The organism is Bradyrhizobium sp. Kon58 (genome assembly GCF_055807455.1).
On the sequence record NZ_JBVVOT010000026.1, the window covers coordinates 73,961 to 99,214 of the forward strand.

Annotated in this window: 18 protein-coding genes and 3 pseudogenes; 13 read left to right on the plus strand and 8 right to left on the minus strand. The window is 59.4% G+C overall.

Annotation, left to right across the window (positions count from 1 at the left end; all coding sequences use genetic code 11):
* Positions 1-452: 452 nt before the first annotated feature.
* Both AC0L20_RS30705 and AC0L20_RS30710 read right to left on the minus strand, forming a co-directional pair.
* On the minus strand, positions 453-635 hold the full coding sequence (locus AC0L20_RS30705) for a hypothetical protein (protein WP_007605933.1): 183 nt from the start codon (positions 633-635) through the stop codon (positions 453-455).
* A gap of 133 nt (positions 636-768) precedes the next feature.
* Positions 769-1,290: a thermonuclease family protein gene (locus AC0L20_RS30710; protein WP_317245288.1), complete on the minus strand. Its 522-nt coding sequence runs from the start codon at positions 1,288-1,290 to the stop codon at positions 769-771.
* A 520-nt stretch (positions 1,291-1,810) separates the two neighbouring features.
* Here AC0L20_RS30710 and AC0L20_RS30715 point away from each other — a divergent pair.
* Together AC0L20_RS30715 and AC0L20_RS30720 are read left to right on the plus strand one after the other, a co-directional pair.
* A pseudogene (locus AC0L20_RS30715) lies at positions 1,811-2,065 on the plus strand (hypothetical protein); the annotation flags it as partial.
* Positions 2,066-2,130: 65 nt separating this feature from the next.
* Positions 2,131-2,391 (plus strand): annotated as a pseudogene (locus AC0L20_RS30720) (hypothetical protein); the annotation flags it as partial.
* A gap of 163 nt (positions 2,392-2,554) precedes the next feature.
* On the opposite strand, the gene AC0L20_RS30725 reads toward AC0L20_RS30720, so the two are convergent.
* The 4 genes and pseudogenes from AC0L20_RS30725 to AC0L20_RS30740 all read right to left on the minus strand — a co-directional run bounded on the left by AC0L20_RS30725 (position 2,555) and on the right by AC0L20_RS30740 (position 6,704).
* Positions 2,555-3,403, minus strand: a complete 849-nt coding sequence (locus AC0L20_RS30725) for an HNH endonuclease (protein ID WP_317246507.1) — start codon at positions 3,401-3,403, stop codon at positions 2,555-2,557.
* 180 nt (positions 3,404-3,583) lie between these two features.
* Positions 3,584-4,978: an AAA family ATPase gene (locus AC0L20_RS30730; protein WP_473294332.1), complete on the minus strand. Its 1,395-nt coding sequence runs from the start codon at positions 4,976-4,978 to the stop codon at positions 3,584-3,586.
* Positions 4,979-6,048: pseudogene (locus tag AC0L20_RS30735) on the minus strand (nucleotidyl transferase AbiEii/AbiGii toxin family protein). It abuts the gene before it with no gap.
* Complete coding sequence (locus tag AC0L20_RS30740; RefSeq protein ID WP_473294333.1) at positions 6,045-6,704, minus strand: DUF6088 family protein; 660 nt, start codon at positions 6,702-6,704, stop codon at positions 6,045-6,047. Before AC0L20_RS30740 ends, AC0L20_RS30735 begins: the two are co-directional and overlap by 4 nt.
* A 171-nt stretch (positions 6,705-6,875) precedes the next feature.
* Between AC0L20_RS30740 and AC0L20_RS30745 the strand changes: the two genes are divergently transcribed.
* The 6 genes from AC0L20_RS30745 to AC0L20_RS30770 all read left to right on the plus strand — a co-directional run bounded on the left by AC0L20_RS30745 (position 6,876) and on the right by AC0L20_RS30770 (position 16,320).
* On the plus strand, positions 6,876-8,819 hold the full coding sequence (locus AC0L20_RS30745; RefSeq protein WP_473294334.1) for a sucrose-6-phosphate hydrolase: 1,944 nt from the start codon (positions 6,876-6,878) through the stop codon (positions 8,817-8,819).
* Positions 8,816-9,955, plus strand: a complete 1,140-nt coding sequence (locus AC0L20_RS30750; RefSeq protein ID WP_473294335.1) for a phosphoribosyltransferase-like protein — start codon at positions 8,816-8,818, stop codon at positions 9,953-9,955. Before AC0L20_RS30745 ends, AC0L20_RS30750 begins: the two co-directional genes overlap by 4 nt.
* A gap of 10 nt (positions 9,956-9,965) precedes the next feature.
* Positions 9,966-11,870 (plus strand): ORC-CDC6 family AAA ATPase, encoded by a 1,905-nt coding sequence (locus AC0L20_RS30755; RefSeq protein WP_473294336.1) that lies wholly within the window; start codon positions 9,966-9,968, stop codon positions 11,868-11,870.
* A 1-nt stretch (position 11,871) separates the two neighbouring features.
* On the plus strand, positions 11,872-12,987 hold the full coding sequence (locus tag AC0L20_RS30760; RefSeq protein ID WP_473294337.1) for a hypothetical protein: 1,116 nt from the start codon (positions 11,872-11,874) through the stop codon (positions 12,985-12,987).
* Positions 12,984-14,081, plus strand: a complete 1,098-nt coding sequence (locus tag AC0L20_RS30765; RefSeq protein ID WP_473294338.1) for a PfkB family carbohydrate kinase — start codon at positions 12,984-12,986, stop codon at positions 14,079-14,081. Before AC0L20_RS30760 ends, AC0L20_RS30765 begins: the two co-directional genes overlap by 4 nt.
* Positions 14,082-14,664: 583 nt before the next feature.
* On the plus strand, positions 14,665-16,320 hold the full coding sequence (locus tag AC0L20_RS30770; protein ID WP_473294339.1) for a hypothetical protein: 1,656 nt from the start codon (positions 14,665-14,667) through the stop codon (positions 16,318-16,320).
* Between the two features lie 213 nt (positions 16,321-16,533).
* On the opposite strand, the gene AC0L20_RS30775 is transcribed toward AC0L20_RS30770, so the two are convergent.
* Positions 16,534-17,562: a hypothetical protein gene (locus AC0L20_RS30775; protein ID WP_473294340.1), complete on the minus strand. Its 1,029-nt coding sequence runs from the start codon at positions 17,560-17,562 to the stop codon at positions 16,534-16,536.
* Between the two features lie 177 nt (positions 17,563-17,739).
* Between AC0L20_RS30775 and AC0L20_RS30780 the strand changes: the two genes are divergently transcribed.
* The 5 genes from AC0L20_RS30780 (at position 17,740) to AC0L20_RS30800 (ending at position 24,303) form a co-directional block, all read left to right on the plus strand.
* Entirely contained in the window at positions 17,740-18,021 is a 282-nt protein-coding gene (locus AC0L20_RS30780; protein WP_473294341.1) for a hypothetical protein, read from the plus strand.
* Positions 18,022-18,090: 69 nt separating this feature from the next.
* Positions 18,091-18,345, plus strand: a complete 255-nt coding sequence (locus AC0L20_RS30785) for a hypothetical protein (protein WP_473294342.1) — start codon at positions 18,091-18,093, stop codon at positions 18,343-18,345.
* Positions 18,346-18,387: 42 nt separating this feature from the next.
* Positions 18,388-18,702: a hypothetical protein gene (locus AC0L20_RS30790; protein WP_473294343.1), complete on the plus strand. Its 315-nt coding sequence runs from the start codon at positions 18,388-18,390 to the stop codon at positions 18,700-18,702.
* 461 nt (positions 18,703-19,163) lie between these two features.
* Complete coding sequence (locus AC0L20_RS30795) at positions 19,164-23,528, plus strand: NACHT domain-containing protein (RefSeq protein ID WP_473294344.1); 4,365 nt, start codon at positions 19,164-19,166, stop codon at positions 23,526-23,528.
* A 550-nt stretch (positions 23,529-24,078) separates the two neighbouring features.
* A complete protein-coding gene (locus AC0L20_RS30800) occupies positions 24,079-24,303 on the plus strand; it encodes a hypothetical protein (RefSeq protein WP_473294345.1) in 225 nt (74 codons plus the stop codon).
* 394 nt (positions 24,304-24,697) lie between these two features.
* Here the strand turns inward: AC0L20_RS30800 and AC0L20_RS30805 are convergent, their stop codons facing one another.
* Positions 24,698-24,919, minus strand: coding sequence for a hypothetical protein (locus AC0L20_RS30805; RefSeq protein ID WP_473294346.1), 222 nt, complete (start codon positions 24,917-24,919; stop codon positions 24,698-24,700).
* Positions 24,920-25,254: the final 335 nt, after the last annotated feature.

The following is a 25,254-nucleotide window of genomic DNA, read 5'->3' on the forward strand; positions in this document are numbered from 1 at the left end:
CGCGAGCCTCTCTCGCAGCCTGTAACCCGTCACGGCAAAACCCGGCCGACACTCTGACTCTCGCCTCTACCTGAGAGAATGCGACATCTGCGACGCGGCCCGCCTTTGGCATTGAGTCTCTAGGCCGCAGGCCCGACCAGGCGTGCGCCAGGGGCGCATCGCCTCCCAATGGCACCCGGAGAGCGTGAGCATAGCGACCCGAAGGGGCACGCGGGTCCGAGTGCCGTGACGAGACCGGTTCAATAGCGGCACCCGGGAACGGGGCAGTGATAGCGATCGCCGCAGGCGAGCCCCTTTTCCGAGTGCCCCCGGCGAGGAGCTCCGCATCCCCTTGCGCGAGGGATTAAAGCCGGATCGCCGAGACGCAAAGCGGCTCGGTTCACGAAAGCCCGATGCGGCGGAGCCGCACGCGCGCGAGCGGAAGAACTCCCCCAAAGCTTGAGTCGGAGAACCTAGATTTCCTCGCGCGCATGCGTCTGCGCGTCATAGATCCTGATCTGAAGCATGGGAAAACGCTTCTTGAGCTCTTCGCCACCTGCCCTGGCGCCGTCTCTCGTTGTAAATTCGGCTTTGAGCCGGCCGTCCACTTCAAGCGCGTAACCAGAGGCCGGCAATTCACGGGTGGCAGCAACCATTTCATTCCCATTGTGCAGTGAGGTGACTGGGAATGATGGGTAGCGTGAGTCGCCCAAACCGCGCCAGAGCCACCGGCCCAAGTTCGGTGATTGGCCAATGCACGTTGTGGATTGGCGCCTTGCCGGGATCGCATCAAGGATGGGCATTTGCATCATCCGAACAGGCGGACGGCTTTCCACGTGCGCGGATGCATGCACGATAGAGCCACGGCTCCACGTAACTGCCGTTCCAGAGACCCTGGCCGGTGCGCTCAGCCTCGCGCAGAGCTTCGCGATATCTGCCCTTCGAGTATTGGGGCCAATCCAACGCAAGACCGTTGCGTACAAGCCATTCCCCGAGATCCACACTAGCGACCGAGCAGGTCGCAACCGTGCGGCCATACGGGTCGAGGCTGACCGGGACACAATTGACAGGACGGCGGGCAATGAAGGCGTCAAGGTCGTTTGCGGCCTGCGCACCGCAACGATATTGCAAGCTGTCTTCGCCGCGGCACAGCTGGCTGCTTTCCGGTGCATCAATGCCCCAAAGCCGGATGCGCACGCCATGCATGTCCAGCGTGTCGCCGTCGATCACGCTGGCCTGTCCGACAAAATCATCGGCCAAGGCCCCGCTCGACAGAATGGCGAGAATCAATGCGACAGCGGTTCGACGCATTTGCAATGACCTTGTAGGTACCGCAAACCATGCGGACTGGATTTCGGCCAGTTATCGAATGTGCAGCGCCGGCGGGTGTTCCAGCCGCTTGGAATCATGAAACTGGCGTGCCGCGCAGCCAGCGCCCCTCGAAACGAGGCCAGAACAGAATTACGTCCGGCTGCCAAGTGAATTCATAAGCCTTTCAGACGCCGTCATTCTTTATATCTTGGCCGGTCGCGTTGACTGCCAGGCCGCCCAGCCGGCAAAATCGCGTAAATTTCGTCCCGGCGCGCCCGTTGGGATGAGGCAAAGGCGCTGCAGCGCCCTTACCGGACCTAGCGCTGAAAGTCGTCATGCGCGAGGTGGACAAGGAAGACAAGATTGCTGCGTGGCTGGTCTTGCACAGAGCGGCGGAACACGTGGACAAGCACCCGCCCCGACGATTTGGAATCGCTGCTCTGTGTTAGCAACCGGAACGAATCGAGGGCTGCAAGGATTCGTCCCTTGGCGGAGGAGCGATCGTGATGCTGATGACCAAGGAGAGCCGATTGATCCCTCGCCCGCCATCGACCAAGCCGTGAATGGCGACTTCCCCTGGCTGGAGATCCGGTGCGCCCGCTGCAAAACGCCGAGCGACGTCGACCTCGCGGCGATGAAGCATCCGCCGACCACCTTCGTGCACGATCTCGCCAGCCGGCTTCGTTGCCGCACATGCGCCAAGGCGGGCCGGCGTCCGTCCACGACTCTGTTAAACTTTGCGTGGCAGCCGCGCCACCTTCGTACCGAAGGCTGACCGATGTGCTGGTGTGGACGGCCTCTCATCCCCACGGTTTGATGGCGCTCTTGGCGTCACAGAAGATGAGAGGAAAGTCTAATGAATGTCCCGTTCGTATCGACATGGATACTTCGAAGTCCGTGTTCCAGCTTCACGGTGTTGATGAGAATGAGATAGTGGTCGTTCGGCGCCAGTTTCGGCGAGCCGAGATGATCCGCTACTTCGAGCGGCTTCCGCCAGTTCTCGTCGCCATAGAGTCCTGCGGCAGCTTGCATCATTGGGGGCGCCTGCTGCAATCGTTTGGACACGATGGGTCGAGGGCGGTCACACCCAGAGCAGCGCGGCTCAGCGCTTCCTTGCGTCATAGGCCGACCAACTGGGAAATTCTGACTTGGGCGGAAGCCGATTGGCATAATGCGAATAAGAGTATTGGGGCCAATACTCTCGCCGATACGGCGAAACGACGGGAGAAATTGATCATATAGCAACAACCATAGGCGCGTCGTGTTATCCTACAGGCGCGAAGCCCACGTCGCAAAACCAGTCACTCGCTGCCCAGGCTTTATATGTGGCGGCACGCCAACCGTTACGTCGAGCCAGCGAGCAACTCGCCGCGCGCGTCTCCAGCTCGCTACGCACGACTTCTAGCCCTCCGTCGCGATGCATCTCAACCAGCTGATGGCGAATATTGACAAGTTCTTCCGCCGCTTCCGACGCATAGAGTTTTCCGAGGCCAAGCGTTTGGAAATGGTTCTTCACGCGTGCCGCGAGAACGCCATCCCGGCCGGCGGGCGTGACCACATGAAAACGCAGTGCCGCTGGTGCCGTCTCCACGACGCGTGCGGCAAGCCAGACCTCGTCATCAATTTCATCGTAATACGGATGCAGGCCGACCTCAGTGGCCTTTTGGGGGACAGCGCTTAGCTTCGCCTTGTTACAATCGGAGCAGGATGGAACGAGGTTTAGAGGAGTAACAGCCAATGCTGGATAATGCGCCTTGGGAAGGTGATGATCTAGCGTTGCCACGGGGCGCTGGGCACATAATGGGCATCGCCCTTGGGGTGAGGAACTAAAAATCTCGTCGTAGATGGCGCGCCCCGGAGCGCCGCTCTTCGCCATGCGCTGGGTATATACCTTCTCCATCTCCTTCGTGGTGACGGTGCCACCGACGAGTGGATCCTGCCCGAGTTGATGCAAGGCGTGCCGCTTCGCGGCTGCATCAAATGCAGTCGATGCATCGACGACTGCCTGAGTTACACCCTCCAAGCGCGCCTTAAGCGCTTGATTCCGCACCCGGCTGATGCAAGCAGTGAAGGATGCACGTGGCGTCGGTGCCGGTCGATCAAGCGTCCACATTAATTATCGTCTTCGCCATCAGCGCCGCGCGCGGCGAGTAGCCCTCGAATAATGGCCCTCGCCTCACCACCGAGCTCATTATTGAAACTTTCGACTATGGCGTCAAAATCGGCCTCGCGAGCAACCGCGTCTCTGAGCATCTTGTGAAAGCCAGAGTTTGTAACCTCGAGACCAAAAACTTCACGCGTTAGAATTCCTACATTCTCGCCCGAAAGTCTCGATGTCGGGTCGCTCTGCTACCGAGCGCGCACCGGTACGACGAATCTTCCAGGCGCAACTTCGCGGCACCTCTTGGAGAACGACGGGAGAATGGGTGGCGATGACTGCCACTCCGTTTCGGTTGATTAAAAGATCGGACAGTGCGCGCACAAAAGCTGATAGAAGAGGTGGATGAAGGTGCGCTTCCGGTTCGTCGAGAAGGACGAGGGTCTTTTCTTCAACAGTTTCGACGAGCCGGGTAATCGTCAGCAGAACAATCTTGTGTCCAGAACTCAGCTTTGCGAACAGCTTACGCGCTTGCACTTTCAGTTCATCGTCGTCGATAATGTCATCGGCCAAGGCTGCGACTTCGGCGTCACGGAAGATCGGGTCAGCCTCCAACATCTCGAGCGCGCGGCGCCATCTGCTAGCCCGAGCCCCTTGCCGGCAAACTGAAACGCTGGTCCCGAACTCGATCGACAAGCGCTCCGGCGATTTTGGCGGAAGCGGCTTCCCGTCTTTGCTGAGGCCTGCCCGTTTGAGACCAATATATGCGTATTGCACACCTTCCGATTTATCCTGCCGAACCGGTAGTGGCTCGAATGGATCGAACGCACTGAAAGTCACTGACACCAAATTGGTGAAGAGCCGCTCCTCCAGCAAGTCATCAACCTCGATCGAAAACGCGCCAACCTCGGACGCCTCCGCATTCTTCTCGACGATTGCGCGGGTCATATTGTTGAGCAGTGTCGTTTTGCCGACACCATTCCGACCGATCAAAACATGAATGTTCGTTGGTGGCTGAGACTCCGGCTCGACAACGAACGCCAGGGTCAGCGGGTTGATGCGTCGCGAGGTCGGTCGTGGTGCTGTATAGCTGAATTCGTAGCGCGTCAGACGGACGCCGCCCCTGGCCATGCGATGGAATTGACCGCGAACGGTTGCCGGCGACACTGAGCGCAGCAGCGATGTGCCTGTGACTTTTTCATCGAGGGCGCGTTCAAATAGCTCGGGGTCAAGTGCGACATCCCGGAGACCGTGCAAAATTCTATCGCGCATCTCAGGGCCGAGATTGTTCAGGTCATCATAGTAACTGTCATCTTGCCCGAGGGAGAAGAACCTCTGGTCAAGCTCATCAAAGCTAGTTGGGATGTCCGGTCGGCGTTGGTTTTCAGCCATGCCGAACTCACCGATCTTGACACCACCAATGTCGTGCCGCTCGCCTTCCGCATCGAAGATGACCAAAGAGTAAAGAGTTGAGAATTTGAACCAATCGTCCCAGTTATCCGTTTGAAGATAGGTTGTCGACTGCGCTTGGACCGGCACCCGGGTGCCATGAGACAAGACAACAAAATATCCTCTTTGGCCCTCCACCATTCAGCTACCCCCTTCGCGGTCCGTCTCGGCTTCGGCCCGATTGGCTGTCGCTTCCAGTGTCGCTAGGGAGGCAAGGATGGCGTCGAAGTCCGGGGCGCGGCCGAAGATCATTGCCTGTGTGTTCGCATAGTCCCGGCGCAGCGCATCCACCATCGCCGGCGACGGTGTAATGGCGAACGTGCCCGGCTCGGCGGTAGCCAGATCAAAGTCCGGCCGGTCAAAGAACATCCTTGCATGGCTGACGCAGTCTTTCGCGAGCGTGACGTCGGCGAGGGCCGCTTGACCAGCATCCGACGAGAGTAGGCAATGCAGATCATAGTAGTGACGCGAAATCCGCTGGCCTTCCTGGCGCAAAACGCCACGACGTTCAAACCACCGTCGCAATCCGTGCGCGATCACGACCTTGTCCCAAAAAGTTCTACCGGATTCGATGGTCGTCACCTCTGGCACCGAGAGGTCGAGCGCATCTGTTTCGTCGGCTACATAAGGGCGGACCAACGCGGGTCGGTTCGGATCGAGCGCTGACTTGGCACCGGACTCGATACGCACCGCTGGACGTACGTAGCCTGCGTCGCGTGGCTCGACTTCGGGATACCACACGAGAAGCGTCTGTCCATCGGGGTCCTCGACATCAACCTCGATGCGGCCGGCCCCTGCGGTATCCTCGGCAAGTGCGGCCGCCAGGGCATTGCGAAGATCCCCGGTGACGTAAGCGTGGCAGGCATCGCGGATCGCGTCGAGACGCGCCCTTCGCTTATTTCCCGATAGTCTCTGAAGCTCCTCGACGGAGGCGGCTTGGTCGAGATCGTCCCGAAAGACTGTGACGTCGATGTCCTCAGAAACCGTTGAATGAGCCCGTAGGCTTTGGAGAGCGACGTACCGCCCTTGAACAGAAGGCGCGGACCGTCTGATGAGAGTCGGTGATAGAGTGTGTTCAAGGTCCAGCAGACCCAAAAATCCTTCTCCACATTGCCGATCGGTGCGCCCAGCCGATTGGCCGCGGCTAGAAAGAGGTCAAGACGATCGCGCGCGGGCGCGGCAATCACTTCCCGGTAAGCTTCAGCACTCATGCCTGCGCCTCCGGCGCCGGTGAGATCAGCTCACGCAGGAAGTCCTGCATCCAAATCGGCAGCGCCGAGAAACCTTGGCGCAGGTCATCGCGGAGCGCAGGTCCATGTTCTGGGTCGGCAAAAAGGCGGCGAAGGTGGTTCGCCACGCGCTCATGCTCCTCTGGAGTGGCCAAGACGTCTTGCATCCAATGGAGCGCCTGGACGACCCGCATGGCGGGACGACCAGCCCAGAAGAGGCGGCTCGGCGCCGCCGGCTTGAAGTGAATTTCCTGGGCGCCAAGTTTGATCGGCTTGAGCCGCGTATCTACCAGCACTTCGATTCGAGCAGGTACGGCCGTCGTCAGACCAAGATCGTTGGCGGCGGTCATGCCGTCGACAACAAAGCGGGCCTGGTCACGGCGGGTGACAGCGCGGATCACCGCGCGATAGTCAGGTACGGTATCACGCCCTGTTAGCTGATTTCGGCGAGGACGATCATAGAGTCCACGATCAATCCGGCGCAGCTCTCCGGCGGCAACGAGTCGTTGCAGTACTTTATCCACGGCGGCACGTCCCCCGAGGTCAGCGAAGTCCGCTGGCGTCCATACGGTGTCGCCGTCGGACTGGATACGCGGGAGCAAACGGGAGCGGAGATCAGGGCTAGCTGAATCGGGCATGTCCGAAGGATTACGCATTTTTCGGACAAGTCAAAGTTCCGTTGTCCGAAGAAGGCTACATTTTTCGGACAATAGTGCTAGATTATGGCTGTCAGCGACTCGCCACATGGTATGTTCCTATTTTGTTCACGCGAGTCGGCTTGAAAAAGGCGATCGGAGTTTCGGAAGACCATGGCGCGCCCCTATGCGAGTGAAATGGCAAAGTTGGCTGACACCTTTGAGTGGGCGGCCTCGGCTGACGTCAGCCCATTGCGGAAAGCAGTCCGAACAGCTGGTCTGTCTGCCTTGCGCGCCATCGGCTCCGGCGGCTCCCTCACGGCTGCTCACGCGCTGGCAAGCTTCCACCAGCGTTTTACGGTACGGATCGCGGCTGTGGCCACACCTCTGGAAGCCGTCGAAGAACCGCTAGACCAGACTGTCACCACCTGGCTACTCAGCGCCGGTGGTGGCAACGTCGATATCATCGCCGCCGCCAAGGCGCTGATCGGACGCGAACCGCGGCAGCTGGCCGTCCTGTGCGGGCGCGAAGACAGCCCTCTCGCCCAGCTCTGCCGCGCTCATCCGTTCGTGGATCTGCTCATCTACCCACCCCCGGCAGGCAAGGACGGCTTCCTCGCCACGAATTCACTGCTTGGCTTCACCACGCTCCTTGCCCGCGCCTACGAAGCGGAGTTCGGCTTCGAGACCGAATGGACTGACGCCGCAGCGAGCCTCCGCCCGCTCGTGCAAGAGGATTCGAACGCAGCCGCCACCTGGGAAGACGCAACCACGCAGCTATGGTCGCGGCCAACGACGCTTGTCCTCCATGGTTCCTCGACCCGCATTGGCGCCATCGATCTGGAGTCCAAGTTCACAGAAGCCGCGCTCGGCAATCTCCAACTCGCGGACTATCGCAACTTCGCCCATGGCCGCCATCACTGGCTGGCCAAGCGCGGCGAGACGAGCGGGGTTCTCGCTTTCGTCACCGATGACGACCGGTCATTGGCCGAGCGGACCCTGGCGTTGATTCCGCCGGAGATTCCTCAGGCGCAGCTGAGTTTTGCCGGAAACGCCAGCGCCACCGCGCTCTCAGCTCTGGTTGCGGCCCTACGTGTCAGCGGTTGGGCCGGCGCCGCGCGCGGTATCGACCCGGGCCGGCCGGGTGTGCCTGATTTTGGTCGAAAGCTGTACAATTTACCGTTGCCTCGTGCAGGGCGAGCAGAAAGCCTTACCGGCCTCACGGCGCGGGACGCTGCGGCTATAGCGCGCAAGGCCGGCGTTGCTCCCAAGCGTATGGCGGGCGCCGGCGAGCTCGATCGCTGGCGGCTCGCGCTCGACACTTTCCGCGATGGGCTTCGTGCGGCGGCCTTTGCAGGCGTCGTTCTTGATTACGATGGCACTATTGTCGATACACGCGACCGCTTCATGCCAGCCAGCGAGTCGATGTGCGCGCAGCTAGAACGCATCGCAACAGCGGGGGCTTGGGTTGCTATCGCGACCGGCCGCGGCGCGTCGGTCCGCCGAGATCTTCAGGCTCGGCTTCCGAAGACGCTTTGGCCGAAGATTCTGATTGGTTATTACAATGGCGCCGAGATCGCGCGGCTGGACGACGAAGACGCACCGGATGGCTCCGAAGGCACGTGCGCTGCGCTTGCATCGCTCGCCGCAGCGCTGCGCAATCAGCCCGAACTCGCACAGGTCGCTCGGCAAACCGAACGGCGCTATCAAATTACGCTGGAAGTCACTCGAGTCATACCCGAAAGCCGGCTTTGGGACTTGGCACGGCAGATCATCATGATGACCGGTACGGCCGATGTCTCCGTCACCAGATCGAGCCATTCGGTCGACATCGTGGCGGCCGGAGTTTCAAAGCTAAATGTTCTGACTCATCTTCGTGATCTGGCCGGCACAGCGCCGTTGCTTGCCATTGGTGACCGGGGCCGCTGGCCTGGTAATGATTACGAGCTCTTGCGTGGGCCTTACGCACTCGGCGTCGACGAGATTAGTGTCGATCCTGCCACCTGCTGGAATCTGGCGCAGCCGGGACAACGTGGGCCTGCGGCCACGTTCGAATATCTCTCGTCTCTACAAGTGCACGACGGCATCCTCGGCTTTGCAAAGGACGCCCTCGCGTGAATCAGGACCTTGGCCTCAAGATACTGGGCCAGATCATGGACTGGCCCGATGAACGGGCGCGACAGGAATTCCAATGGCTCCGGCTCATGGCACGCCTGAAATACGACGGCTACCGAGACTTCCAGGCCGGCATGCGCTTTATCGAAAGCCTCGCAACCTGGCTGCAGCAATTTACGCCCGCCGAGCGCGAAACCGCATACGCATTTGTCCGCTACACCCTTGTCTATATTGGAACCAGCGAAATGCACCGCCTGGTCGAGCAATTTTATCCTCGAACCGTTCGGGACCGGATCATCCGCACGGTTGCAGCCGAGCGGGGTATCCCGACCTATCGTGTTCTCGCTGACGCCGACGCCCGCGCAGCGGCTGAACGGCTTCGGCGGCAAACCCTGTTCATGGGCCTAAGCGATGGTGCCCGGATCGACACTGTGCGGCACGCTAATGTCGGCTTGATCACCAATGAGCAGCTGGTTCTGGCTACACAGGTCGACAGAGACAAATGGGCGGACTTGCTCGAAAACCTGCGCGCCGACCTCGGCGATCCCGAAGCGCGCTTTCGTTTAGTCTATCTGATTGACGACTTTACCGGCACCGGAACCACATTTCTCCGGTACGATCAGAAAAAGCAGAAGTGGAAGGGAAAGCTCATTAAATTTCGTGAGTCGATCGAAAGTGCGGTGACAGCGCTGGGTGGCGATCGAATTCTCGCGCCGGGCTGGGAATTATGCATCCACCACTACGTCGCTTCGGCCGGCGCTGCCCAAGCTATCGTCCAGCGCCATCAAGAAGCACTGCCGGCACTCAACGGCGATGGATGGGCCAAACAGGTCCACGCTTCCTTCGGCACGATTCTGCCGCAGGATCTGCCAATCAACACCGATAGCCGGCATGCTGCGTTCATCAAGCTGACGCAGACTTACTACGATCCAAAGATCCAGACGAAGCATACCGAAGTTGGTGGCGCGCCCCATCTGGGTCTTGGCTATGGCGGCTGCGCGCTTCCGCTGGTGCTTGAGCACAACACGCCCAACAACTCGGTCGCGCTGTTGTGGGCCGAGACTGACGGTGGTGTACAGGAGAACGCAGTCGTGCCGGCGATGCGCCCCCTGTTCCGCCGCCGTCAGCGGCACGCTTAAAAGGGACGGCATGGCGAACCCTTTCGAGAAACGAGCGACCGAATATCTCCGAGACGACGAGGCTTTCTTAGCCGTCGTGACGCCGGAGCCGCTTGCGACCTTCTTCCAGAAACCTGCCAAAGAGGGGCGACTGTACGACAGGCTTGCGATGATCATCGGAACGCCGGGCAGCGGTAAGACCACTCTGGCGCGGCTCTTCCAGTTCTCGACGCTGACGACACTGCTTCGCAACCGCGGCCTGAACACCTATAAGGCATTGATTGACACCTTGACGGCTTGTGGAGCGATCGAAGACGAACGCCCAACTGTGATCGGCGGCCGCCTGCCGCTTGAAGCCGAGTACCGCGAGTTTTGGGAATTTCCCTATCCTGAGGATCTCAAGACGGGCCTCATGATCGCGCTGTTGCAGGCGCGAACCGTACTAACTTGGCTCCGCAACTTTCAAGCCGCTGGGATACCGCTCGATCGCGTGGAAATCATTCCGCGCGCTGAAGCTGACGCCGCGCTCACCGCGATTGGCGGAACGCATGGTCCCGCCCTGCTTACGCGGGCGCGCGAGGTTGAGCTGGCGATCTATAAAATCTCGGCGGCGTTGATGCCTCCCGACATCGAGGACATCGATCGCGAAGCCGCGGCCGTATATCGGCCGTTCGATGTGATCGAGTCGTTCCGTATTACCGACGGCGAACAGGTACTGCAGCTCAGGCCGCTGGTCATTTTCGATGATGCCCATAGCCTGCATCCGACGCAACTCGCTGCGCTGCGCCGGTGGCTCACCCGGCGCGAAATGAAGGTCGCCAGATGGGTGCTGACCCGTTTGGACGCGCTAACGCCCGGCGATGTGTTGCTGGATAAGATCCCGGGGCCCGAGGAACCCGGGCTGAAGCATACGCGCGAGATCACTGACATCTGGATGCAGAGCAGCGATGATCGCGCGGGCCAGCGTCGCGCGTTCCGCAAGATGGCGAAGGACATGGCTGGCCGATATCTGAGTCAGATGGAGGTGTTCAACCGACGGCGCCTTAATAACCTCGGCGACTTGCTTGCGACCGCGCCCGAAACGATACCGCCTGGCAAGCGCGACAGGCTTGCCCAACAAGTCGAGGTCTTGCAACACCGCTACGGCGTTTCCGCCGAGCGGCGGCGAGCGCTGGAACAAGAGGTCGAAACCTATCTGGCCGGCGCTCACGAAGATGGCGAGGACTTGCGGCTTGCCATGCTCGCGATCCTGCTCGAGCGCTACGCCAAACGCACCCCGCAACGGGGCTTGTTCGAGGAAGGCGGCGATGATGCCGAGCCAAACCGGCCCCTCACCGCCGACGCCGACGTGGCCGATGGCGCGCGCATTCACCTGATGCACCGTCACGATCGGCCGTATTATTTCGGTATCGACGCTCTTTGCGACGCCAGCTCCGAGAATGCGGAGCAATTCCTGCAGCTCGCTGCCCGTTTGGTGTCGCAATCGGAAACCCAGCTCATCCGCGCCAAAGCAGCAACCCTAAAGAGTGGTATTCAACATAAGCTTTTGCGCGAGCGCGCCGGTGAGATGGTGCGAGAATGGGACTTTCCCCAACACCAGCAGGTCCGTCGGCTGGCCGACGGAATCGCAGCCGAGTGCCTCGCCAAGAGTCTTGAAGGTAATGCCTCTCTGGGCGGCGGCGCCACAGCGTTTGGCATCCCGCAGGATGAATTCGAGGCGATTCCGGAGACCAATCCAAAATTGGCCCGCGTCCTGCAGTTCGGGGTGGCCTACAACGCTTTCGTGCTTGTGCCGAACCACGGCACCAAAAAGCGGGTGTGGTGCCTGATCGAATTGGGCGGCGTGTTTCTGCTCCACCAAGGACTGACCTTAAAGCGAGGGGGCTTTCTCGAACGGCGTGCTGAAGACCTCCTTCGCTTTCTGGGCGAGGGCTGAAATGGCACGCGACCGTCGCTGGGACCCCTGTATCGCCCATCACGGCCCGGAGGCGGATGCGTTCGTGGCGGACTACTTCGCCCTGAAGGATCGACGCGTATTGTTCGTGGCTGGCGCTGGGTTCGACCCCCGGTCCAGAACCGTGGCTGCACGTCTGGTTGCAGCAGGCGCGTCGGTCCGAGCCATCTTCTTCCAGGAGAACCGTCCGAATGCGCTGCAAGGCTTGATTGACCGCGCAAGCGCAAACACGGATGCGCTTCTTGCGGCGATCGCGGACCGGGAGGTCGTGCCCGTGGATATTTTCGGCGCCGATGGTGCAGTGACCGGTGGCCGAAATGTGGTAGCCATCCTCAATCGCCAGCAATTCGACGGGATCACGGACATCGTGATCGACATCAGCGCACTTTCGGTCGGCACCAGCTTCCCGATAATCCGCTATTTCTTGGAGCGCATCGAGCGGCGGAAGGGTCCAGCAAACCTGCATGTTTTTGTCGCGCACGATCCGAAGCTCGATGCAGACATCCGGTCGGTCCCGAGCGACTCACCCGGGTATGTGCACGGTTTCAAGGGAGGGTCGACCCTCGACAGCTTCGCGACCGCAGCGAAACTCTGGCTACCGCAACTTGCGGCTGGGCGTCGAAGAGCGCTTGGTCGGTTGCACGACTTCGTGGCGCCACACGATACCTGCCCGATCCTCCCCTTCCCGGCCACCAATCCTAGACTGGGCGATGCTTTGGCCGAGGAATACCTCACGGAGTTGGAGAGCGGCTGGTTGGTAGACACGCGCAACATTGTCTATGCCGACGAGAGTGACCCCGTCGACCTCTACAGAACCATTCTTCGGCTGGACGACCTGCGAAAGCCCGTTTTCGCGGAGACGGGCGGCTCGCTCCTCGTGCTCTCGCCCTTCGGAAGTAAAGTCATGGCCTTGGGAGCGTTGATGGCGGCGCTTGAGCGCGATTTGCCGGTCGCGCATTTGGAGCCGATCGGCTACGATCTGGGCTCGTCGGTTCCCACGGAGATCGCCGCACCCAATCTTGTTCATATTTGGTTGGAAGGGGACGTGTATCCTCAACCCCGGCCGGCACTACTCATAGAGGGAAAGACTGCAAAATGACTGCTGTGGAGCGACCAAAAGCCTTTGGAGCTGGCCTGATCGCGCTCGATCTAGTCATCGGCTTGGATCCGCAGGCGCCCGTTCGTTCATGGGCGGGCGGAACCTGCGGCAATGTCCTCTCTGCTCTGGCTTATTTAGGCTGGGACAGTTATCCCATAGCGCGAATGAATGGCGATCCGGCCTCGGTCCGCGTTCGCGACGACATGGCGCGCTGGGGTGTCCGACTGGACTACGCCAACTGCGGTCCAACGGCACATACGCCTATTATTATCCAGGAGATCCGACGCGGGCGCGACGGCAGGCCCAAACATCGATTTTCCTGGTCATGCCCGCAGTGCGGGCAATGGCTTCCCGGCTTTAAGGCCGTGACGATCGAAGCCGTCGAAAAAGTAACCCCGGCATTGAACGACGCGTCGGTGTTTTTCTTGGACCGCTTGTCTCGGGCGACGCTGATGCTCGCCGCGCAAGCGGCCGAGCGAGGCGCGGTGGTGGTCTTCGAGCCATCGAGCAAAGCAACCGACAAACTATTTGCCGAGGCAATCGGCATCGCCCATATTGTCAAGTATGCGGACCAGCGGCTTGCTGGCGTTCAGGGCGTGATGAGGGACGGTACGGCAACGTTGGTTGAAGTCCAGACCCTGGGTGAGCAAGGCCTCAAGTATCGCCACCGCCTCGGACGATCCGTTTCAAACTGGCTTCATCTCAGCGCCATTGCTGCTCCACGTCTGGCAGATACCTGCGGTTCGGGCGATTGGTGCACGGCAGGCCTCATCGCGAAGGTTGCCGGGCGAGGTCAGGCGGGACTGCGACAGTCCGGCGCACAAGGCCTACGCGCTGCGCTTCGTTATGGACAGGCTCTTGCCGCCTGGAACTGCGGCTTCGAAGGAGCCCGCGGCGGCATGTATGCAGTCACGCGCAAAGCTTTTGACCAGCAAGTCACAGCTCTACTTGCTGGCGAGCTCGATAACTTTACTGAAGGCGCGGTGGAATTTGGACCGGAAAGCATCATTGCCTGCCCGGCCTGCCCTCCAAAATCAGCAAATCGAAGACCCTTGGCCCGTGGGCGCGCTCGCTTGAAGAGGGCGGCCGCGTAGACCGCGGTCGCAATTCCGTCGATGGCTTTCAGCAGCTCGAAGTCGCTCATAACGGCGAAGTCTCGATTGATGCACTCAGATCTAACCTGTTTACGACGGCACTGTTTGACTCTTTGAGGGATTACGTTTTTGGTGGCACCGGATCAGCCGCCGCGATGCCAAAGAGCGGAAACCCCGTCAAAGTGGTGTCCGCCTGCTTGCACTTAGTTTGGAGAATGCGCTTCAACCGTCTGGAGCGAGTTCATGCAGCGGGACGAATACGGAATATGACTGATTAGCGCGCAGCCGTGATGATAGCCAAGAGGACTAATCATCTTAAAGCGCCGTCGAAATTCTTCCGAACGAAATCTTCCGGCGAGCGCTTCCAAAGCGGCGTGTCGTAGTATTCCCCGTTTGCGGTCGACGACGAGATCGAGTACCGGTCCCTCGGCCTTCACAGCGCCGCGTGGTAGAACGTGAGGTGGTCAACAGCGTGCGCTCGGTCTTTGGACGGACGTTGCGCGGCACGCCGCGCGACGGATGACAAGCCCGTTCGAAAGCGTACATCGTCCGCGAACCTCAGCGACTCGTGATATGGGTGATCATGCAGTTTCAACGCTATATGGCCACCGACGTGTTCGCGCGCGAGCTGGACTCCCTTCACGCATTTCGTGGCCGGAAAGTCGGGTCAGGGTTGCTTGAATATCTTGAACAGCAGGGGCTGCTCTCTCCGCGGATGCGCATCCGCTATCCTGACCCGGTAGCGCGCCGATTTTGGCTGATGGCGCACGAACATTGGGGCCCACGCCAGTTGCGCCATCCAACCGAGCCGGACGGGCCACGCTGGGACGCCGCTGTCGAGCTGGATGAGGCGCTTTATCGTTGGCGAAATAGCTTGGCTTATGGCGCGTCCGACAATCCGCTCGACGATCCAACACCGCGCTTTTCCGAATTCATCCAACACCCGTCAGAAACGACGTTTGAAGCCTGGCTGGATATGCGCGTCGACGTAAGCAATGATGTCGAGACAAACATGTTCGACGCCATAAATGTCGAGACGTACTATTCTACGTGGCAAGTGCTGTTGGCTGCCGAGTTAGCAGACGCAGGGGTGCACATCAGAATTAATCTGGGCGACGAAGCTACCTTCCAGCGCACCATGGAAGCGCTGGACGCCGGCAGGCTTCCTCACGGTTCTGGCCCTTCCTATGATTTTGCGCCGTTCCATGCGGCGCGGAGATTTGCAGAGCATCAAGCAGCCCTGGATGCGGTCGTTTGGTTCGCCGAGGAGCGTTCGCGTGTCCTGTCGGACATCATCAAGGGACAAGGCGGCGGGCGCTTTCGGCTCAGCCCGACGCAGAGCGCGCAGTACGAACAAGAGACAGTCGCGTTGTCGGCGGCGGCGGTTGGCCGCTTTACCGTAAATCTCGACCAACTCATTGCGGCAATCCGGTTTCTTGTGGAACGTTGGTCCGAATGGAAGCGAGAGGGGCGCCCGCTGATTGCGGACGGCTATCAAGCCGTTCTGGCAAAAGCCGTCATCCTGGCCCGGCTGGCCGGCAATGTGAATTTCGCCGAGTTGCGCGACCGTATCGGACGGGTCGGCGGATGGTTCAAGCCGGCTTTAGATGTCATATGGCCGGATTGGGCGGCGGAGGAGAAAGAGCGCGTACATGTTACGCTCAAGGCATCGCTGGCGACGGTCGGTTCAACGAGCGTTTCGGATGCTGATATCACCGCTTTTGTCGACTTCTTGGCAAAGGAAGGCCAAGAGGCGTTCTTCTGGCGGTTGCGATCATTCGAGGAGCATGCGCTGCGCGGCAACGAATTCGCGATCGAGGGTATGAAAAGCGATGTGCAGGGACTATCCGTCGTCGTCGAGCACATCGCGGCGGCCTTGGGCGGCACCGGCACCCAGCTTTTCCAGAAATTCAGGCAACTCTGGAAGGATTCGCAGGTCTTGCGTCTACTCGATCGCAGTGACGTTACGGATCTGCGTAAGCAGTACACGCTTCCGACCAACTGGGCGGCACAGAAAGCGGCGTTCCAGGCCTTGCGCGCTGAACCGGGCGGCGAGATTGTGGCCGACCTGGTAGCGGCACATCGAATCCGCGCGTCCGTCCATGAGGCGCTACCGGAAGACGACCGCTTCGAACTGGAAGCATTCTTCATGGGTTTGATGCGCGCTGCGCTGCTTACCTTTCTGCAGGTCCGCGGCCAGGCGAAGCGACCACTCCTTCGAGGCCGACAGTGCGCGTAGACCGTTACTGTTGGGGGCGATATGTGCTCATATGGTCCAAGGCATCGACCAACTCTTCAGGATGGGAGTGTCCCACGACCCACTCAGGCCGTGTGGTAGCCCGGCCAGGCCGAAGACCTTACTATGTGACGGATGCGCAATCGACCGATCGCTACTTTCACGGCCGACGGCGTGAACGGTCGCCTGAGTAGCCGACGTGGATTTTTTCTTAGATTAGATAAGCCGAGAAACCGCGAAGACGATATCCTTTGTTGGCTTTTCGTCCCCGAACAGAAATCGAGCACATTCGGCCAAGATTTTAAACGACGGTCTTTGTTTCTCGTTGTGAGGCGCTGCTTTCAAATATTGCTCGGTCTGTGGGCCCGCGCAAAGTGTTTGCCTGACGTCATGGGCGAAGACGCTTTCCTTTGCGAGCATACATCGGCTCGTAAGAATTGCGCCCTCCGCGACTGAGAGCGTGACTCCCCTGAGAAGGACCTGTTCATCGTCAAAAATAATATTGAACAAGGACATGCGCAAATCCACGGAGCTGCGTGGGCTTGCGATGATATACAGGTTCTCATCCGAGCAGAAATAGGCGCCAAGCGACCGGCGAACCCCGCCTGGGACTTGACGCCACGATCGATAAATCGGCGCGTAATCAGAGCCGCGTTGTTTCGATAGCCGGCTTCTGGCCACAACCACATTTTGTTCTTCGTCTAATGCAAAGTGCAGATAGTTGCCGCTGTATTTCTGGATGACCTTGTCACTGAGATCGGTATCGATCCCCAGCGCTGAAATGAAAGAGTGACGCCGCGATCTTTTGTTGTCGCTCCATTTTTGGTCTCCTGAAACGTGCTCGTCATCGGGTGAAGGTCCAGTATCGGAGGGATTGGCTTGCGCCGCGCGCGGGGGCTCCTTCAGAAAAGCCAGACTTTCTACCGCTGTGTTGCCGGGGTCGAGATGTTCCGCGAGTTCGCGGTCTTCCCGCCATTTGGCCGATTTCGCTTCCCAATATTCCAGCAGGACGATTGCCAGGTTCTCAGATGGCCGAACGCGTGGCCTGCCGTTCGCGGTGTAGGCGACGCCAGCCAAGCGCTGGCCCGGCGTGACCTTTTTCGTCTCGTTGAGCATCAGGGGCCTGCCATTGGCTAGCTTGAACAGCTCCGTGTGTAGATCTTCCCAATCCAGCCCCTTCGAACACTCTTTTGCCGCGGTCAGAAGTGCTTGAACCGCCTTTTGGGCGTTAAGATCTAAAGGCATGCATCCCCCCGGTCAGCCCCCGATACAAGAGTATGCGGGCTTTTTACACGGAAATCGCAGAGGTTGCATACTTTCATCAGTTCATTAGCGGGTACGGATTTCGCTCTCGCGACTTGAACCGTCGAGGCACCGCGCCGGGATATTCCCATCGCGAGTAGTCCAGACGAGGAGCAAGTGATGAGGACTTTTCTACTGGCCAGCGTCGCCGCGGTCGTGCTGACGACCGCCGCGTTCGCCGAGGATAAGCCGGTGACCGAGCCGCAGCCCGCCGTAGGCTCCACGGCCGGACGCGGCAGCACCAGCCAGTACATCGTGCCGACGGCGCCCGGCGGCAATCCCGGTGCCCAGGCGGGCATGAACTGGACATCGCGGAGCGGCAACACCAACCTCGGCGGTTACGTCGCTGGCAACACCGGCGGCGGTTACGAGGGCGGCGCGCGCGTTCAACTTCACTTCTAGCAAGACCGGTGTGTCCCGGCCTATTGCGGCGGGGACACACCATTCCCTCTCAGGCCAAGGAGTTACTCCATGAAACGTCTCGTTCTGTCTGCTACGGCAGCTGTGGCCCTTGCGGGAGTGGCATGGGCCGATCAGCCCGACCGCCGGACCGATATCCATCACACCGACGGTTCGACCACGACGGTCACGACCGACCGTTCGGGCACCTTGGCCGTCACGCCCGGCCATGGCGGCGGTCAGGCCGGCCGCGGTATTCCGCACGACGATGTCGTGAAGGAATACAAGCGACCGGGAAGCCAAGTCCAACCGATCGAGCGTCGGTAGAACGAATACCCCCACAACGTCTCATAACAACAGGAGAGAAAGATGAAGTCAGCACTGAAAATTGCCGCCTACACGCTGGGCTTTCTTGCGGTGATGCAGTCCGCTCACGCGGCGGATTGCACGCAGATCATGGGCAACGCCGAAAGCAAAGAAGGGGTCAGCGTCTGCAGCGACGGCAGCGTCGAGGTCGGCGGCAAGATCAAGGACGTGTCCACGCACACGCCGCTCGGTGGGCCGAACGGCTTTCCCCAGGAGACAGGCCGCAAGGCCGAGGAGACCGTCCATGCCGTCGGCGCGGGCGTTGAACATGCGACCCACGAAGTGGGCAAGGCCTTTGCCAAGGCGTTTGGCTGGTAGCCCAAGGGACGACCTTTGTCCCGACTACAGGTGGGTCTCGTAAGATTGGATGGAGGGCCGATTTCCGGTCCTCCATTTACCTATTGGGTCTCCCGATTTCTTGGGTGCCTCGAGATCCGATCTTTTCCTGACGGATCAGGCCCAGATGTCGCTTGGCGCCGGAACAATGCGCGTGGTAGTGCGCTAAGGGATATCTGTCGCTCCGCCCGGGTATTGAGGGGTGCAAACCGGCTGCCTCGTTTCGAGGTAGCCGGCCTCAAAGCTTCGGCGGGGATCTCCTCGTTCGTCGAAGCCTGACCCATCGGAAATTCACTTCCGGAAAGGAGAAATGGGTTTGCGACCCGGTCGGACCTCGATCATCCCTGGTTGATTCAACTGCTCTTATTGCCTTGGGGTTGCACGCTGCTATTGTGGCACCCTCGAATCAAACGACTCCTTCGGACCAGGCCACTTGCTCAGCCATGTCACCAACAACCACTGCCTCCTCCACCCCATCATCCATCAAGCGGTCGTTTCGAGACCTGTCGGATATCGAGGTCGCGGATATCGAAAGAGCATCAAGTCTCTCGCGCATGGGCTGGAGCGGTGGTTTTGGTTGGGACGAGCTGTTGCTCTCGCAACGCGTGGTCATGGTTTCCGAAGCTGGCGCGGGAAAGACTTACGAGTGCCAAACACAGCAGGCCAGGCTCTGGAAGGCTGGCGAACCAGCATTCTTTCTGGAACTCGCGACGCTGGCCGGCAGTTCAGTCCGCGATATGCTGACCTATGACGAGGAGCAGCGCTTCGAGGGGTGGCTACGCTCCCAATCCGCGATTGCGACCTTCTTCCTGGACTCCTACGACGAACTTAAGCTGACCCTTCGGAGCTTTGAGCAAGCGCTGAAACGTCTCAACAAGGCGCTTGCGGGGCAGCTCGGACGCACGAGAATAATCGTCACAACGCGGCCGGTACCAATCGACCGCGAGCTTTTTGCGGAACATTTGCCGATACCAACTGCGAGAAAGGCGACGTCTACAGCCGAAGCGTTCGCCGAGATGGTGATGGACCGGAACCAACAAAAGACCAAGGATGAAACCAGGCCAAAGCCATGGCGCAATGTCAGTCTGATGCCGCTATCGCCGGAGCAGATGCGCGAGTTTGCCGTTCTCCAGGGCGTGACCGATCCCGACAAATTGCTGGCCGACATCCGGGAGCGCGATGCGGAACAATTCGCGGAACGTCCCCAAGACTTGATCGAGTTGTGCTCGGATTGGCGCGAACATCATCGCATTCGTTCCCATCGAGAACAGGTTGAGAGCAACATCGCCACCAAGCTGAAGCCGAGGACGGTTCCGAAGGAGAGAGTGGAGTTCTCGCAAGAAACGGCGATTGAAGGCTCCAGCCGCCTGGCTCTCGCTGCGTTGCTGACTCGGAAGCTTACCCTGCGCCACTCGGCAGATGCGGACAGCGTCCACGCAAGCGAGGCAGCGCTGGACGTTTCCAAGATCTTGCTGGACTGGAGCGACGCGGCACAATCGGTCCTCTTGGAGCGAGCGTTGTTTGGCTTCGCCAGCTATGGCCGCGTTCGCTTTCACCACCGGTCCGTGCTCGAGTTTCTTGCCGCGAAGCGGCTCGACGCGCTGCTTTCCCGCGGTGTTTCGATCAAATCTATCAAGCGGCTCTTGTTCGTAGAGACGGCGCAAGGGGTACGGACGGTCCGCCCTTCGATGCATCCGGTGGCGGCGTGGCTTTCTCTTTGGCACCACACCATCTTTGATGATATCGTGGAACTTGATCCGGCTGTCGTTTTGGATCACGGCGACCCGCAATCGCTGAGTGCGGCCCAGCGGATCAGAGCGCTCGAAGCTTATGTCGAGCGCTACGGCCGCGGCGGCTGGCGTGGCCTCAGCACCCCGGAAATTCAGGTTCATCGGTTCGCCTCGCCGGAACTTGCGCCGAGTATTAGGAGTCTGTGGAAATCCGGGATCGAAAATCCGGAAGTGCGAAGCCTTTTGCTCCGGATCGTCATTGCCGGAAAGCTAAAGGCGTGTGCGGACATCGTTTATGCGATTGCGATGGATGCTGCCGGCGATGATTATGAACGCAGCCTCGCAACTGAAGCCTTGGTGCAACTGAGCGACGAGCATCTCGAAGCACTGGCAGACTCGCTCGAACACGAGCCTGCGCGATGGCCTGACGCGATGGCCCGCCGTGCGCTGATCACCTTGTTCCCCACCCACCTTTCGGTAAGCCGATTGTCACGCATATTGAAGCGGGTAAGGCAGAATGTCCGTAGCATCGGCGAACTAAATCACCGTCTGCCACACGAGATTGAGACCGCGGGCCTCTCACCGGAGGATCTTGATGAATTGCGCCAAGCGCTGACGGATCTGATCCTTGATGGGATCGCGTGGGCCCCTGATAAATACCCGCTGGTACGAACCAAACGCTACGAGCTGTTGCCGGCACTTATCGCAACATGCCGCCGGCAGGAGGCTGAAGGCGTCCGGACGGAAGCGTGGATTTCGTCGAGCCTACTCGCAATTCGGCTCTCAAAGGACGAGCATGGTACCGAGAAAGAGGCTCTAGCCAGATTGCGGCGCGCGCTCGGAGAACTTTCTCCGGAAGCGCGAGAGACGGCCTTTTGGAAGGAAGATGCTTTTATCGCGACGATTCATAAGGTCAAGGACGCCTGGCAACGCATCTTCGACTTGTCCCACCATGGCGGCATCCCGCTCAGCGACAAGGATGCTGCATGGGTTCGAAAACGCCTCGCCGACAGTCAGGAGCCGCTCGATCATCGCGAGATGATGCTATGGGCCGAGATGGTCTTGCTCACAACCAACGCGACCGATCATCGGACGCTGCTTGACAGCCTCAAGCCGCTTGTTTCGGACTCGTCCGCCCTCACAACGATCATCGATAATCGCCTGAAGCCGCAGGAGGGCTCAGCCGAATACCGCCGGACGGAGGCGGAGCGAGCAAAACAGGCAAAGCAGGTCGAACGTCGCACAGCCAAGGCACATGCGAGTTGGGTGATGTTCTGGCATGAGATCGTACAAAATCCGGACGCCGTCTTTGCTGCGGACCGCGCCGAAGGCGCGGCTTGGGACTTATGGCGCGCGGTCGAGCGCTCCGGCGAAAAAAGTCGGGCCTCGGGATGGAACCGGCACTTCATCCAAGAACAGTTCGGCGCAACTGTCGCTGACCGGCTTCGCGAAACCATGATGGCCGCTTGGCGCAAGGATTGGCCGACGCTGCGTAGCGAACGTGCCGAAGAACAGAAGAACACGTTCCTCGTACGATGGCAGTTTGGTCTCGCCGGGATTGCAGCGGAGGCCGAGGACCCAAATTGGGCGAAGCGGCTGACGGAGAGCGAAGCTGAACTCGCCTGCCGTTATGCGCCGCTGGAGCTCAACAGTTTTCCGTCGTGGCTCGAAACGGTTGCCGTCGAGTATCCGCAAGCCGTGGACCGCGTCCTTGGTCAGGAGCTCAGCCTGTCTCTGCACGAGGTCGCGAGCACAAACGGCTATTCAATGTTCCTGCAGAATATCAATCACGCACCGGCCATCGTAGCCACCCTCTTTGTTCCGCGTATCCGCACTTGGTTGGCCGAGATGGCGCAGAGTGAGACTCGCCCCAGTGATCCGCAGCATGAGCAAAACCTGCGTCAGGCGATCGAAATCCTGGTCAAATCGGGTACCGATGATGATCGCAGCTTCATAGAGCTGACCGCACAGCAACGTCTCGCTGTGGGACTCACCGGTCCTTTCGCAAAGGTGTGGTTGCCAGCGCTTCTAAACCTAAATCCGGGCGCAGGCATCGATCTCCTGGAGAAGGGACTCGCGAATATGCCGGCCGCCAAGCTGGGCTCGGGCGTTCAGTTATTTGCGGACCTTTTCGGCCACGAATACGGCGGTCTTGGTTTCGATCTCCACGGGCCTGGATTTACACCACCGCTTTTGCTTCGCCTTCTCCGGCTCGCCTATGCCCAAGTTCGGATAGGCGACGATACGCAGCACGAAGGGTCGCATTCTCTTGACACGCGGGACCACGCTGAGCGGGGGCGGAGCGCAATCTTAAGCGCGCTGTTCGCTTCAGCCGGCCCTGAAGGCTGGGCGGCAAAGATCGAAATGGCCGGCGATCCGTTGTTCGTGCATATCAAGGACCGTACCATGGCGCTCGCACAGCAAAAAGCGGCGGAGGAAGCGGACAGCGTTGCGCTTACGGAGACGGAATTCTCAATTCTTGATAAGACCGGAGAGGCGCCGCCAAAGAACCGCGAAGCGATGTTTGCGCTCATGCAGGACCGTCTCGATGACATTGACGACCTGTTGCTTCAGGACGTTTCGCCTCGCGAGCTATGGGCCAGCATCAGAGACGAGCACGTGATGCGGCGAGCATTAGCTGGCGTCCTTCGGGACGCCGCCAGGCAAAACTACACCATCGATCAGGAGGCGGTGACGGCAGACGAGAAGGAGACCGACATTCGGTTTCGATCGACTGCATCCGGACAGCAAGGAACGATTGAACTCAAACTCGGAGATGAGCGTTCCGGAACCGGCCTGTTCAACACGATCCACGATCAACTCTTGACCAAATACATGGCCGCCGACGAGTGCCGTGCAGGATGTCTTCTTGTGACCATCGCAAAGATTCGCGAATGGGAGCATCCCCAGACCGGCAAGCTCATTGGGTTCGAGGAATTAATGTCCTTACTGGACGATGAAGCGCAACGAATATCGAGGGAACTCGGAGGGACAGCCAAGCTCATGGCAAGGGGATTGGACTTGAGACCTCGACTGTCTTCGGAAAAGAGCTCTCGGGCAAAGCGCCGACTGGGCTAGGTTACTTAATGGCCGGTCGTATCGGCCTCATAAAGCTGACCAGCTTTGTATCGATGCCGTGAAAGACGGCAGCGAAGTTCGGCTGCCCAGAACTCTGTAAGTTGCTTTCTCTCGCTCCTCAGGGCACACAAAGATACTGTGGTGCTTTCCAGCGATTTCGCTCAGCGACTATCCCGTTGAATGGAGAAATTTGTTGTTGGCGGTTAGAACTGTTCCGTCGATGCTAAACTCGGCAGCGGTCTGAGCCGGTACATTGCCCTAACGATTGCCTTTTCGTCCGCAGACGAGCTTTTATTTTGCCAACCAAGCATCATCAATGCTCCCGGGAAGCGTCAAAATGAAGATAAGTGGATTTTGCGCGGCATCTTGAGTTGATGCTAATCGACTTTACGCGACCACTTTCTCCGAGCGTGCCTTTAACAGGTAAATTTGTCGTTGATCGGTTGCAAAACAGACGGCGCTCACCCATTGTGAGATGTTGGGTGGCCCGCTGGGCACTGTGATTCTGATTGCCGCAGCATCAGAGCCTGAGCGCTGTGAGGATATTCTCTTGGACGATCTTGCTATGGTCAACGCAGAGCTTGCTCAGTGCCGTGCAGAACTCGAAGCAATCGGACGAGACGTAACTAGGCTGCTCGCTTGCGCCGCCACGCGAGGCGCCGCGGAAATTTTGCCCGAATTGGAGAAGGCAGCGACGCGAATGCGCCAGGCGGCACAGCAATTCGAGGCAGTGACGCGGGCGATCGCTGAAGGCAGCCAACGGCGTATTCATTGAAAACGGCTGCAGTCTGGTTGCGATCGGCCCCGCACTTCAATGCGCTGGGCCAGCGGCAACAAGGCAGCGTCTTAGATTGCGCCAACTTGCATTTCCGAATTCCGATAGCTTCTTGAAGCAACTATGATGTTGCGCATTATGAGACCGGCGGCATTCGTTGGTTAATTAGCAGGAAGAACAACCGTCCTCACCTCAACCGCCCCCGGCAGGTAAAATGGTGGTCGCATCAAAGAATTCAAAGTGGTCGGGGGCGGCTTGGGCTTGACGGGTCCACCAGTAGCCCAACCGCCCTCCCTTACGCTTATCGAACGGGAATTTACGCACTCTCGATTGTTGGACGAGGCGTCTCCTGCTGCTCTGCCGAAAAACGACAGGAAAGTTAGTGGGAATGAAATCACGGCATGGCAATCTGCACATCATATATCGGTCCACTAGCCGCGCGTTTTCCGATCAAGGCGTCCCGCTTTTTCCTAGTTCCGGACGTCTTTATTTCAGCTTGGGGGCTTAAATGAATGTTCGCAGCGAGTTCGCCGAGTTGTTCCGCGACATTAAGCGTCGCCAGCGACGCATACGCGATCAGGAATTTCTTCTGGAGGTCTTGGAACGCGACGGTCACGACGTGACCGAACAGAGGAGGCCGCTAGAGACAGATCGAGCGCACCTCGCTTCTCTCATTGCCGAACAGCTGAGGCTTTGCACGAAGTAAGTCGGCCGTGGAGTTGAACAGAACGGACCACACCCGGATAACGAGCACTGGTCCAAAGGAGTGCGTCTTCTCCCGTTTGCACCGCAATCAGCGTTCTAAAGAGTCGTCCGTGAACAAGGCTCTAAGCGATTGAGCAGGAGTCAGTTTTCCGGTTGGGGCGGCATTTGGGATTGCAGGGATTGGGGGCTTGAGGCCCCCAAACCTTGCAATTTTCGTTTGTGGATTCCCTTTCGCTGCGGACCATG

Coding starts and splice junctions, on each gene's coding strand:
- AC0L20_RS30705 (WP_007605933.1), bottom strand. CDS start 635: ATGGTTGCTGCCACCCGTGAATTGCCGGCCTCTGGTTACGCGCTTGAA.
- AC0L20_RS30710 (WP_317245288.1), bottom strand. CDS start 1,290: ATGCGTCGAACCGCTGTCGCATTGATTCTCGCCATTCTGTCGAGCGGG.
- AC0L20_RS30725 (WP_317246507.1), bottom strand. CDS start 3,403: ATGTGGACGCTTGATCGACCGGCACCGACGCCACGTGCATCCTTCACT.
- AC0L20_RS30730 (WP_473294332.1), bottom strand. CDS start 4,978: ATGGTGGAGGGCCAAAGAGGATATTTTGTTGTCTTGTCTCATGGCACC.
- AC0L20_RS30740 (WP_473294333.1), bottom strand. CDS start 6,704: ATGCCCGATTCAGCTAGCCCTGATCTCCGCTCCCGTTTGCTCCCGCGT.
- AC0L20_RS30745 (WP_473294334.1), top strand. CDS start 6,876: ATGGCGCGCCCCTATGCGAGTGAAATGGCAAAGTTGGCTGACACCTTT.
- AC0L20_RS30755 (WP_473294336.1), top strand. CDS start 9,966: ATGGCGAACCCTTTCGAGAAACGAGCGACCGAATATCTCCGAGACGAC.
- AC0L20_RS30760 (WP_473294337.1), top strand. CDS start 11,872: ATGGCACGCGACCGTCGCTGGGACCCCTGTATCGCCCATCACGGCCCG.
- AC0L20_RS30765 (WP_473294338.1), top strand. CDS start 12,984: ATGACTGCTGTGGAGCGACCAAAAGCCTTTGGAGCTGGCCTGATCGCG.
- AC0L20_RS30770 (WP_473294339.1), top strand. CDS start 14,665: ATGCAGTTTCAACGCTATATGGCCACCGACGTGTTCGCGCGCGAGCTG.
- AC0L20_RS30775 (WP_473294340.1), bottom strand. CDS start 17,562: ATGCCTTTAGATCTTAACGCCCAAAAGGCGGTTCAAGCACTTCTGACC.
- AC0L20_RS30780 (WP_473294341.1), top strand. CDS start 17,740: ATGAGGACTTTTCTACTGGCCAGCGTCGCCGCGGTCGTGCTGACGACC.
- AC0L20_RS30785 (WP_473294342.1), top strand. CDS start 18,091: ATGAAACGTCTCGTTCTGTCTGCTACGGCAGCTGTGGCCCTTGCGGGA.
- AC0L20_RS30790 (WP_473294343.1), top strand. CDS start 18,388: ATGAAGTCAGCACTGAAAATTGCCGCCTACACGCTGGGCTTTCTTGCG.
- AC0L20_RS30795 (WP_473294344.1), top strand. CDS start 19,164: ATGTCACCAACAACCACTGCCTCCTCCACCCCATCATCCATCAAGCGG.